8 protein-coding genes are annotated in these 11167 nt (G+C 66.0%); all 8 read left to right on the forward strand.

The window, feature by feature from the left end:
- The coding region (locus tag KBA48_RS29985) for a LysR substrate-binding domain-containing protein (RefSeq protein WP_292912359.1) at positions 1–642 on the forward strand (642 nt) is incomplete at its 5' end.
- A 108-nt stretch (positions 643–750) separates the two neighbouring features.
- Positions 751–2232, forward strand: a complete 1482-nt coding sequence (locus KBA48_RS29990) for an NAD-dependent succinate-semialdehyde dehydrogenase (RefSeq protein WP_292912360.1) — start codon at positions 751–753, stop codon at positions 2230–2232.
- The gene (locus tag KBA48_RS29995) at positions 2232–2855 is read left to right on the forward strand and encodes an FMN-binding negative transcriptional regulator (RefSeq protein ID WP_292912361.1); all 624 of its coding nucleotides are present in this window, start codon (positions 2232–2234) and stop codon (positions 2853–2855) included. Before KBA48_RS29990 ends, KBA48_RS29995 begins: the two co-directional genes overlap by 1 nt.
- 103 nt (positions 2856–2958) lie before the next feature.
- Entirely contained in the window at positions 2959–4335 is a 1377-nt protein-coding gene (locus KBA48_RS30000; RefSeq protein WP_292912362.1) for a P1 family peptidase, read from the forward strand.
- A 20-nt stretch (positions 4336–4355) separates the two neighbouring features.
- On the forward strand, positions 4356–5543 hold the full coding sequence (locus KBA48_RS30005) for a serine hydrolase (RefSeq protein WP_292912363.1): 1188 nt from the start codon (positions 4356–4358) through the stop codon (positions 5541–5543).
- On the forward strand, positions 5540–6907 hold the full coding sequence (locus KBA48_RS30010; RefSeq protein WP_292912364.1) for a peptide MFS transporter: 1368 nt from the start codon (positions 5540–5542) through the stop codon (positions 6905–6907). Before KBA48_RS30005 ends, KBA48_RS30010 begins: the two co-directional genes overlap by 4 nt.
- 11 nt (positions 6908–6918) lie before the next feature.
- Entirely contained in the window at positions 6919–8307 is a 1389-nt protein-coding gene (locus tag KBA48_RS30015; RefSeq protein ID WP_292912365.1) for an aminotransferase, read from the forward strand.
- 162 nt (positions 8308–8469) lie between these two features.
- Positions 8470–10824, forward strand: coding sequence for a TonB-dependent receptor (locus tag KBA48_RS30020; RefSeq protein ID WP_292912366.1), 2355 nt, complete (start codon positions 8470–8472; stop codon positions 10822–10824).
- The last annotated feature ends 343 nt before the right edge of the window (positions 10825–11167 follow it).

The raw sequence follows: 11167 nt of genomic DNA on the forward strand, positions 1-11167 counted from the left end.
GCCTTCCACTGGCTGATGCAGCGCCTGAACCAGTTCGAGGCGGCCAATCCCGGTCTGGATATCGAGTTGCGACCCACCGATGTCTGTCCGGATTTTGCCAAGCATGAAGCCGATCTGGATGTCCGCTTCGCCCCCATCTATGGGCAGCCCCTGACGCTGGCGCCCGGCGTGCAGAGCGTGGAGGTGGCGCAGCCGCCCACCATCCCGCTGGCCAGTCCCGACTATCTGGCGGCCCATCCGCCCATCCGCACGTGCCACGACCTGTTGGGTCACCAGTTGCTGCATGAGGAAAGTTTCGATGTCTGGGCCTGCTGGCTGTCGGGTCACGGCGTGATCGGCCATGGGGACCTGACGGGTCCCCGCCTCTGGCATGCGCACCTGACCCTGGATGCCGCCCGGCGCGGCCGGGGCATCGCGCTGGGCAACCATCTGATCGCGGCGGATGATCTGGCGGCCGGAAGGCTGGTGGAGGTGGGTGTCGATCTGCCGGATTTCCATCCGATGCCGCTGGGCTCCTATCTGCTGGTGGCGCGGGAGGATCGCTGGCGCGCGGCACCCATCGCGCGTTTCCGGCAATGGCTGCTGGCGGCCGTGGCGCGGGAGATGCCGAAGGCGCTGGCGGCCGGCGGGCGCCGGGTCTGACCCCGCTGGTGACGTCAGGTCACCGCCCACGGCGCCTTTGGCATCTCCCGCCACGGGGGCGGCCCTGCGAGGCTTCGGTCAGCCAAAGATATCGCCGGAAGAACCACCATGGCCCGTTTCCAGACCCCGCCGATCCAGCGTGGGGAGCTTTTCCGTCAGGCCGCCCTGATCGATGATGAATGGGTGGGCGGGACCAGCCTGCTGACCGTCAGCAATCCCGCGACCGGCCTGCCCATCGGCACGGTGCCCGACCTGGGTGCGGATGAAACCCGTGACGCCGTGGCGGCGGCCCATGCCGCCCAGCCCGGCTGGCGGGCGCTGGCGGCGCGTGACCGGGGCATCGTGCTGCGGCGCTGGGCGTCCCTGGTCCAGGCGCACGAGGCCGATCTGGCCCGTATCCTGACCTTCGAACAGGGCAAGCCGCTGGCCGAGGCGCTAGCGGAGGTGCGGTCCACCGCCGCCTTTCTGGACTGGTACGCGGAAGAAGCGCGGCGGGTCTATGGCGAGGTGCTGCCCGGCCACCGCGCCGACAAGCGCATGCTGGTCACCCGTGCGCCCGTTGGTGTTGTCGCCGCGATCACGCCCTGGAATTTCCCGTCCTCCATGATTGCCCGCAAGGTGGGGCCGGCCCTGGCCGTCGGTTGCACCATGGTGCTGAAACCGTCGGAACTGACGCCGTTTTCCGCCCTGGCCCTGGGCGTGCTGGCCCAGGAGGCCGGGGTGCCCAAGGGAGTGTTCAATATCGTTACCGGCCGGCCGAAGCCCATCGGCGACGTCATGGTGGAGGATGCGCGCGTCGCCAAGCTGTCCTTCACCGGCTCGACGGCGGTTGGAAAGCACCTGGCCGGCCGCTGCATGGAGACGATGAAACGTGTCTCCATGGAACTGGGCGGCAATGCGCCCTTCATTGTCTTCGATGATGCCGACCTGGATGTGGTGCTGGAGGCGGCTCTCCTGGCCAAGTTCCGCAATGCCGGCCAGACCTGCATCTCCGCCAACCGGTTCCTGGTGCAGGCCGGCATCTATGACCGGTTCGCCCGGCTGCTGGCCGACCGTGCCGCCGGACTGTCGCTGGGCGACGGGTTGCGGGACGGGACGCGCATGGGCCCGCTGATCAATGCCGCCGCCATCCAGAAGGTGGCCCGCCACGCCGATGACGCCGTGCGCCTGGGCGCCCGCATCCTGACGGGCGGGGCCACGCCCGACGCGGAGGGGCGGTTCTATGAGCCCACGGTTCTGGTCGACGTGCCGGCCGACGCGATGGTGATGCGGGAGGAAACATTCGGGCCGCTGGCCGCTCTCCATCGCTTCACGACGGAAGCGGATGCGATTGCCATCGCCAACGGTACCCGCGCGGGTCTTGCCGCATATCTTTTCACCCGCGATCTGGCGCGGGCGCATCGGGTGGCCGACGCGCTGGATTACGGCATGGTCGGCGTCAATACGGCCCTGCTGACAAGCGAAGCCGCACCGTTCGGCGGCATCAAGGAAAGCGGGCAGGGACGGGAAGGGGGCTTCCACGGTCTGGACGATTATCTGGACATCAAGTCGGTCTGCATCGATGTGCCGGCGGCCGGGGCGGGGGCGTGATGTATACGCCGCATCCCTATGCCGCCGCCGACCCTGTCGCCATCATCCGCCGCTACGCCTTTGCCCAGTTGATCACAGGCGGGGGTGATACCCCCCTGATGGCGACATCCACCCCCATCCTGTTCGAGCGGGAGGGGGATGAGACGCGCATGGTCGGTCACCTGTCGCGGGCCAATCCACAGGCCGGCAGTCTGGTGGCGGGCATGCCTGTGCTGGCCATCTTCGCCGGCCCCACCGCCTTTGTCAGTTCCTCCTGGTACCGGGAAAAGCCGGAAGTGCCGACCTGGAACTATGTCACGGCCCAGGTGCGGGGACGCCTGACCCCCATCGATGACGCGGAGGGGCAACTGGCCATCCTGCGCCACACAAATGCGATGATGGAACGGGGCAACCCGGACCCCTGGACCCTGGAAAAGGCACCGCCGGGCCGTGTCGACTTCCTGCTGCCGATGATCCGGTCCTTTCGGATCGAGGTGGAGGCCATCGCCGGAGCCACGAAGCTGAGCCAGCGGCACCCGCCGGGCGACCGGATGCGTGTCCTGTGCGCGTTGATGGACAAGGGCGACGGCATGGCGGCCGATGTGGCGCGGCTGATGGCGGCCGATCTGGGTGTCGGCTGGTGACCGTGGCGCACCATGCCGGACCCGAATGTCATCTTCACGGACGGGGCATGGCGGGCGCACCATGATGCAATGGAATGGTCGGGATCGAACAGGTGGGATGGGCATGAAGGCGAAAATCGGTCGGAAATCCCTGGGCTTGGCCCTGCTCCTGGGCCTGCTGGCGGGTGGCGCGCCACCGGCGGCGATGGCGGGACAGGAACAACTGGCGCCTTTGGTCAACGCGGGTGAAAAGCTGCTGCGCTTTGACTGGCCCCTGCTGCGCATCGGCACGGGTGAGTATGCGGAGGGGCCGACCGGCGTCACCGTCTTCACCTTCGGGCGCAAGGTCCATGCCGCTGTCGATGTGCGCGGCGGCGGACCCGGCACGGTGAATACCGATTATCTGCGCCTTGGCTATGCCGTGCCCGATCTGGATGCCGTCGTTTTCGCCGGCGGGTCCTGGTACGGGCTGGAAGCAACGACGGCGGTGGCCACCGCCATGATGGATGATGGCTATCGCGGCGGTGCCTGGGACAATCTCGCCCTGTCGGTGGGGGCCATCATCTACGATCTGGGTGACCGTCGCCTGAATGAGATCTATCCCGATAAGAAGCTGGCGCAGGCGGCCTATCGTGCGGCGCGGCCGGGCCTGTTTCCGCTGGGATCGCGCGGGGCCGGGCGGCTGGCCCGCACCGGTGGCCTGTTCGGCTGCAACGCCGCGTCGGGACAGGGCGGGGCCTTCCGTCAGGTCGGGGAGGTGAAGATCGCGGCCTTCACCGTGGTGAATGCCCTGGGTGTCGTGACCGACCGTGACGGCAATGTCGTGGCCTGTCACAAGGACAAGGATTGGCCCAAGACGCTGAAGGCCGCCGATCTGGTGCAGGGCATGCCGGCCAGCCGCAAGCCGGACTGGAAGGGCCTGGCCACGGGCAAGGATGAACGGCGCAACACCACCGTGTCGTTGATTGTCACCAACCAGAAAATGGATCAGGCGGAGCTGGAGCGGCTGGCCGTGCAGGTCCATACCTCCATGGCGCGCGGGCTTCAGCCCTTCGCCACCATCTTCGACGGCGATGTCCTGTATGCCGTGTCGACGGCGGAGATCGAGGAGGCGCAGGGCCTGCCCTCCTTTGACCTGTCCACGGTGGCGGGAGAGGTGATGTGGGATGCGATCCTGTCGTCGGTCCCGTCGCAGCCTGTCGCCGCCACGCCCGCGCGCAAGGCCCTGTTGAAACCCGACGCCGTTGCCGCTCTGGCCGGTGACTACAGCTTTTCCGGCCATGTGAAGGTGACCGTCACGGCGGAAGGCGACCGGCTCTATGCCCAGGCCACCGGGGAACGTCCGGCCTTCGCCATCAAGAAGGAGACGAAGGTGGAACTGCTGCCCGTATCGGCCACGGATTTTATGGTGCCGGGCCGGTACCCGCTGACGGCACGGTTCAAGGAACCGGGCATTCTGGTCCTGAATCCCGGTGAATGGGAACAGGTGGGGCGGCGGTAGGCCAGGGCGGAGGACCCATCATGGACATGCGTTCCCTGGAGACCGCCCCGTTCGACCCGGCCGGCATGTCGGCGGCCGAACGTGTCAGGCGGGCCTATTCCGGCATCCTGACACCGGATCGGATGGCACAGACCCTGCGCCAAGGGGACAAGCTTTTTGCCACCCGCGCCGTGCCGGCCGGGCCGCAGGCCGCCTTGCTGCCCCATCGCCCTGTCGATTTCGACGGTCTGTACTTTGCCAGCAACGGGCGCGGCGTCGACCTTTATGATTATCTGGCCGTCAACCGGGTGGCCGGTCTGATCATCATCCAGGATGGCGCGGTGGCGCTGGAGACCTACCAACTGGGCAATCATGCCGGGTCGCGATGGCTTTCCATGTCCATGGCCAAGTCCATCAGCACGACGCTGGTTGGTGCCGCCCTTCGGGATGGGTTGATCGCCTCCCTGGACGATAATATCACCCGCTATGTCACGGCCCTGCGCGGCAGCGCCTATGATGGCGTACCTGTCCGTGACGTGTTGCAGATGACGTCTGGTGTTTTCTTTCACGAGGATTATGGCGACCCCGCATCCGACCGCCGCCGCATGCTGGAGGCACAGATCGCGCAGGTCCCCGGCGCCATCCTGGCGCATCTGGCCTCCCTGCCCAAGGCCGGACCGCCGGGGTCGATCTTCAACTATTCGACCGGGGAGACCCATGTGGTCGGTGCCCTGGTCCAGGCGGCCACGGGACGCTCCCTGTCCGACTATCTGTCGGAAAAGATCTGGCGGCCCTGCGGGATGGAGCAGGACGGGGCCTGGTGGCTCGAAGCGCCAGGCGGGCTGGAGGTGGCGGGCAGCGGTCTGTCGGCCTGCCTGCGGGATTTCGCCCGGTTCGGCCTGTTCATGCTGGATGACGGTGTCGTGGAGGGGCGGCGGGTGTTGCCGGAAGGCTGGGTGGCGGAGGCAACCCGCCCCCGAACCTTGGGCGGGGGACAGCGTCTGGATTACGGCTTCATGTGGTGGCCACAGCCGGGGCCGGACGGGGCGTTCACGGACGGTGCCTACCGGGCCGGCGGCATCTTCGGCCAGTATATCTATGTCAATCCCGCGCGCCGGCTGGTGATCGCGGTCAATTCCGCCCGGTCAAAGCCCAAGGGGGCGGAAGCCATTTCCGACCTTGATTTCTTCAATGCCGTTGCGGCGGCTTTCGCCAAGGGTGATCGATGAGCGACAGCACGGCCCGCCTCTCCCCCCTGGTCCCCGCTGCCGGTTCCTTTTTCGGCCATCCCAGGGGATTGGCCTATATCGTCTTCACCGAGGCGTGGGAACGCTTCTCCTTCTACGGCATGCAGGCCCTGCTGGTGCTGTATATGGCCGGATACCTGTTCCAGCCGGGGGCGGTGGAACAGGTGGCGGGTTTCCATCCTTTCCGCACCACGGTGGAAGCCGTTTTCGGTCCTCTGTCGACGCAGGCGCTGGCTACGCAGGTCTTCGGACTGTATGGCGGGCTGACCTATCTGACGCCGATCTTCGGCGGGCTGGTCGGCGACCGCTGGATCGGGCGGCGGCGGGCGGTGGCCGTGGGTGCGGCCATGATGGCGTTCGGCCATTTCGTCATGGCATTCGAGGCGGCGTTCCTGCTGGCCCTGCTGTGCCTGGTGCTGGGCTGCGGTCTGCTGAAAGGCAATCTGGCGGCCCAGGTAGGGGCCCTGTATGACCGCGGCGACAAGCGGCGCGATGCCGCCTTCTCGCTCTATTACATGGCCATCAATCTGGGGGCCTGTCTGGCGCCGCTGGTCTGTGGGACACTGGGCGAGCTTTACGGCTGGCATTACGGGTTCGGGGCGGCCGGCATCGGCATGGTGATCGGCCTGCTGATCTATCTGGCGGGCCGCCACCATCTTCCAGCGGATGAGACCGTCCGGCGGGAGGGGCCGCGCGGTCGTCTGACGGAAAGGGACTGGCAGGTGATCCTGGCCCTGTTGCTGGTGCTGCTGACGGCCACCCTGTTCTGGACGGTGCAGACCCAGGTCTGGACCACCTATGTCCTGTGGATCCGTGACCGGGTGGACCGCAACCTGCTTGGTTTCGACCTGCCCATCACCTGGTTCCAGTCCGTGGACACGCTGGCCGTGCTGGCGCTGGCTCCCGTCAGCATCCTGCTCTGGCGCCGGCTGGCGCGGCGACAGGCGGAGCCGGGCGATCTGGGCAAGCTGATCATCGGCTATGCGCTGTTCGGGGCCGCCTGCCTGTGGCTGTCGCTGGCGGAACTGTCCGGGGGCGGGGAGGGGCGCATCGCCGTCATCTGGCCCATCCTGTTCCATGTCATCTGCGCGTCCGGCTACCTGCATGTGGCCCCCATCGCACTGGCCCTGTTCACCCGCAGCGGCCCTCCCTCCGTCAATGCCATGATGGTCGGGGTCTATTACCTGTCCATCTTCGGCGGTTCCATCGCCAGCGGCTGGCTGGGCCGCTTTTACGAGACGATGTCGCCGGCCGCCTTCTGGACCCTGCATGCCGCCATCGTGGGCGCGGGGTCGCTGATCATCCTGCTGCTGAAGCGGCCGTTGGGCCGCGTGCTTGCCCGATAAGGACAAAATCCATGACCATCCGCAATCATGATATCGCGGCCCTGCGCCGCCTGGATGTCGCGCACCATCTCCCTGCCCAGCAGGATTACCGGCTGATTCAGGAGATGGGCGGCAGCCGCATCATCACCCGTGCCGAAGGGGCCACCATCATCGATGGCGACGGCAACCGCATCCTGGATGCCATGGCCGGCCTCTGGTGCGTGCAGGTGGGCTATGGGCGGGAGGAACTGGCCCGCGCCGCCTATGATCAGATGTGCGAACTGCCCTATTATAACAGCTTCTTCAAGACGGCCCCCGTGCCCACGGTGGAACTGGCGGCCAAGCTGGCCAGCCTGCTGGGCCCCGGCCTGCCGCATCTGTTCTTCAACAATTCGGGGTCGGAGGCGATCGATACCGTCATCCGCCTGATCCGCCATTACTGGACGCAGAAGGGGGAACGGGGCCGGCAGATCATCATCGCCCGCGAAAATGCCTATCACGGCTCCACCATCGCCGGGGTCAGCCTGGGCGGCATGGGGCCGATGCGGGCGCAGGGCGGGCCGCTGCTGCCGGGCTTCAGCCATATCATGCAGCCCTACCGCTTCAATGAAGGGTTCGGGGAGGATGAGGAGGCGTTCTGCGCCCGCGCCGTCACGGCGCTGGAGACCCGCATCCTGGAGCTGGGCCCGGACAATGTCGCGGCCTTCATCGGGGAACCGGTGCAGGGCGCCGGCGGTGTCATTATCCCGCCCGCCGGTTACTGGCCCCGGATCGAGGCGGTGTGCCGCAAATACGGCATCCTGCTGGTCTGTGACGAGGTGATCTGCGGTTTCGGGCGTCTGGGCGACTGGTTCGGCTTCCAGCATTATGGCGTGTCGCCGGACATCGTCTCCATGGCCAAGGGGCTGTCGTCGGGTTATGTCCCGATCTCTGCCGTCGGCGTGGCCGGGCATATCGTGGAGACGCTGCGGGCCGTGGGCGGTCCGTTCATCCATGGTTACACCTATTCCGGCCACCCGACCGCCGCCGCCGTGGCGCTGGCCAACATCGCCATCATCGAACGGGAAGGGCTGGTGGAACGGACCCGCATCGAGACCGGCCCCTATCTGGCCAAGGCGCTGCAACGGCTGGCGGATCACCCGCTGGTCGGGGAGGTGCGGTCCGTCGGCCTGCTGGGGGCCGTGGAGATCGTGGCCGAAAAAGGCACCAACCGGCGCTTCGGCGGCAAGGAGGGCAAGGCCGGTCCCATCCTGCGCGACCTGTGCATCGAAAACGGGGTCATGGTGCGCGCGGTGCGCGACACGCTGGTGATGAGCCCGCCTTTGACCGTCACACCGGCGGAGATCGACCGCATCGTCGATGTCATCGCCAGCGCCCTGGACCAGGGGGCGGATGCACTGGCCGGGATCGCGGCATCGTGAAAGACACCATGGTGACCTGAGGTCACCAACCCGGTCCTCATTGGCATCTGTTTTGCGCTGCGGTAACGGACCATCATTCCAGCATGGGCGGCCGGCGGGAACAGCCAGTGGCGAACGGCACGTCCAGCCAATAAACAAATGATCTGAACAGGGGTGATCCTCATGACTGTCATCGACAGAAACCTGTCGCGCGCCCGCCTGCTGCGGGCCACGTCCCTTGCGGCGCTGATGCTGGTGGCCGCGCCCGTTGCATCGGCCCAGACGACCGCCACCGCCGCCGACGGACAGCGTGTGCTGCTGGAAGAGATCATCGTCACGGCCAACCGGCGGGCGGAAAGACTGATGGAGGTTCCGGCCTCCATCGCGGCCTACAGCCAGGAAAAGATGGATGATCAGGGGGTGCGCCAGATCGAGGATATCACCCGCCTGACCCCCGGCCTGAATTTCACCCGCCAGAATTATTTCAGCGGATCGAACACCAATATTTCCATCCGTGGCATCCAGTCCAATGACGGGGCGGCGACCACGGGCATCTATATCGACGATGTACCGATCCAGGTGCGCGCACTGGGCTTCTCCTCCGCCAATGTCTATCCCAAGGTCTTCGACCTGGAGCGCGTGGAGGTGCTGCGCGGGCCTCAGGGGACGCTTTTCGGGGCGGGGGCGGAGGGCGGCGCCGTTCGTTTCATCACGGGTCAGCCCGACCTGAATGATATGAAGCTCTATGGCCGCGCCGAACTAGGCTTCACGGAAAATGGCGCGCCGTCCTACGAGGCCGGGGCCGCCGTAAGTACGCCGGTGACGGAGGGGAAACTGGCTTTCCGCGCGTCCGCCTGGTACCGCCGCGACGGCGGCTGGGTCGACCGGATGAACCCGGAAACCAACGCCCGCGCCGACAAGAACGCCAATTCCCAGGACAGCAAGGCGGCCAAGGTCGCCCTGACCTGGGCGCCAACCGAGACCCTGCGCATCACGCCGGCCCTCTATTACCAGGATATCGATATCGACGATACGACCGGCTATTGGGAAAGCCTGTCCGATCCGGCCGACGGCGTGTTCCGCACAGGCTATGCCCTGTCGCAACCGCAGCACGATCGTTATTACCTGCCGTCACTGACCATCAATGCCGATTTCGGCGCCGTCGCCCTGACCGCCGTCACGGCCTATTTCGACCGCGACCAGAACGAGATCCGCGACTACACAAATTTCGACAGCGAGCTTGCGCGAACCGGTCCCTATGTCACCCTGCCGGGCCAGAAGGCACCCGGTTATTTCGGCGAACGGCAGGAGAATTTCAGCCAGGAAATCCGCCTGCAATCGACGGATGACGGGGGGCCGCTCACCTGGGTGGTCGGCGGCTTCTACAGCCACGAAAAGCAGCTTTCCACGCAGGCCAACCAGGACAGCTATATCGACCGGCTGATCCGCAACGCCACCGGCGGCGCCTTCAATGTCGCCAGTTGGTTCGGGGCGCCCATGCTGCCGGGCGATTTCCTGTATGACAGCAGCACACGTTCCACCACGGAACAGATGGCCGGCTTCGGTCAGGTCGACTATGCCGTGACCGACAAGCTGAAGGCCACCATCGGGCTGCGCGTCGCACATCTGAAGATCACCCACGCCCAGGATGCGGCGGGTCCCTTTGTGGGTGGGACATTGAACAACCAGGGTTCAACCTCCGAAACGCCGGTCACGCCCAAATTCGGCCTGACCTATCAGGTTGATCCCGATGTGATGGTCTACGCGTCCGTCTCCAAGGGTTTCCGCGCCGGTGGGGCGCAGACGGCCGTGCCGCCCAGCTTTTGCGGCTCCGATCTGGCCAGCCTGGGCCTGACCTCGTCCCCGACCTCCTATGACAGCGACAGCGTCTGGTCTTACGAGGCGGGCAGCAAGGGCACCCTGTTCGGCGGCCGCGCCACGGCGGAGGCCAGCGGCTATTACATCGAATGGAAGAATGTGCAGCGGTCGGTCTATCTGCCGAACTGCGGCTCCAGCTTCATCAACAATACCGGCTCCATCACGTCCAAGGGCTTCGATCTGTCGCTGCAGGGGCGGGTGACGGACGATCTCAGCCTCGGCCTTGTGCTTGGCTATACCGATGCCAGTTTTGACCAGACGGTTCTGGGCGGGGCAGGGGCCATCCTGGCGGAAAAGGGCGACGCCGCCTTCAACGGCCCGCGCTTCACCATGACCGTGACGGGACAGTATGATTTTGTCCTGCCGGGTGGCCAGGACGCCTATGCACGGGCCGACTACACCTTCTCCAGCAAGGCACCGCTGGACAATCCGAAGGTCTATTCCTACGATCCGATGCTGACCAATGTTCCGGTGATCAATCAGGTCAATGTCCGCGTGGGGGTGAAGCTGGAGGATCTGGATCTGTCCGTCTTTGCCAACAATTTGACGAACAGCCACCCGGAGCTGGGCCGCTACCATCACTTCTACGGCTCGCCCCTGACCACCAATGCCACCCTACGGCCACGCACGGTTGGCGTGACCGGCACCTACCGTTACTGAGGTCACGCCCGCGCCGGCCAGCCGGCGCGGGTTATCTCACCCCGGTCTACAAGCTCCGCCTGACGGCTGGGTCCGATCAGATCAAAACGTTGTGCGGCGACGACCGGTCCCGGCGCGCTTGCGTCGCTGAGGCGCCGCGCGCCGGACCTCGGTCGCGCATGCTAATCATCCTGGACACTACGGATATCAATGTTCACGACGTGCCTGGATGTGCCAGAGAGCTGGTCCCCCGTGAGCGGACAGTTTGCTAAGCTTGGTTCGGCCTTATTGAAGGACGACCGACATGGCGGGACAGAGGAAGCGATATTCAGCGGATTTCAAGGCGAAGGTGGCACTTGAGGCG

Source organism: Niveispirillum sp. (genome assembly GCF_017996735.1).
GTDB lineage: Bacteria > Pseudomonadota > Alphaproteobacteria > Azospirillales > Azospirillaceae > Niveispirillum.

Excerpts from the sequence above, each read along its gene's own strand:
- KBA48_RS30020 (WP_292912366.1), top strand. The coding sequence starts at position 8,470 with ATGACTGTCATCGACAGAAACCTGTCGCGCGCCCGCCTGCTGCGGGCC.
- KBA48_RS30010 (WP_292912364.1), top strand. The coding sequence starts at position 5,540 with ATGAGCGACAGCACGGCCCGCCTCTCCCCCCTGGTCCCCGCTGCCGGT.
- KBA48_RS30015 (WP_292912365.1), top strand. The coding sequence starts at position 6,919 with ATGACCATCCGCAATCATGATATCGCGGCCCTGCGCCGCCTGGATGTC.
- KBA48_RS30000 (WP_292912362.1), top strand. The coding sequence starts at position 2,959 with ATGAAGGCGAAAATCGGTCGGAAATCCCTGGGCTTGGCCCTGCTCCTG.
- KBA48_RS29995 (WP_292912361.1), top strand. The coding sequence starts at position 2,232 with ATGTATACGCCGCATCCCTATGCCGCCGCCGACCCTGTCGCCATCATC.
- KBA48_RS29990 (WP_292912360.1), top strand. The coding sequence starts at position 751 with ATGGCCCGTTTCCAGACCCCGCCGATCCAGCGTGGGGAGCTTTTCCGT.
- KBA48_RS30005 (WP_292912363.1), top strand. The coding sequence starts at position 4,356 with ATGGACATGCGTTCCCTGGAGACCGCCCCGTTCGACCCGGCCGGCATG.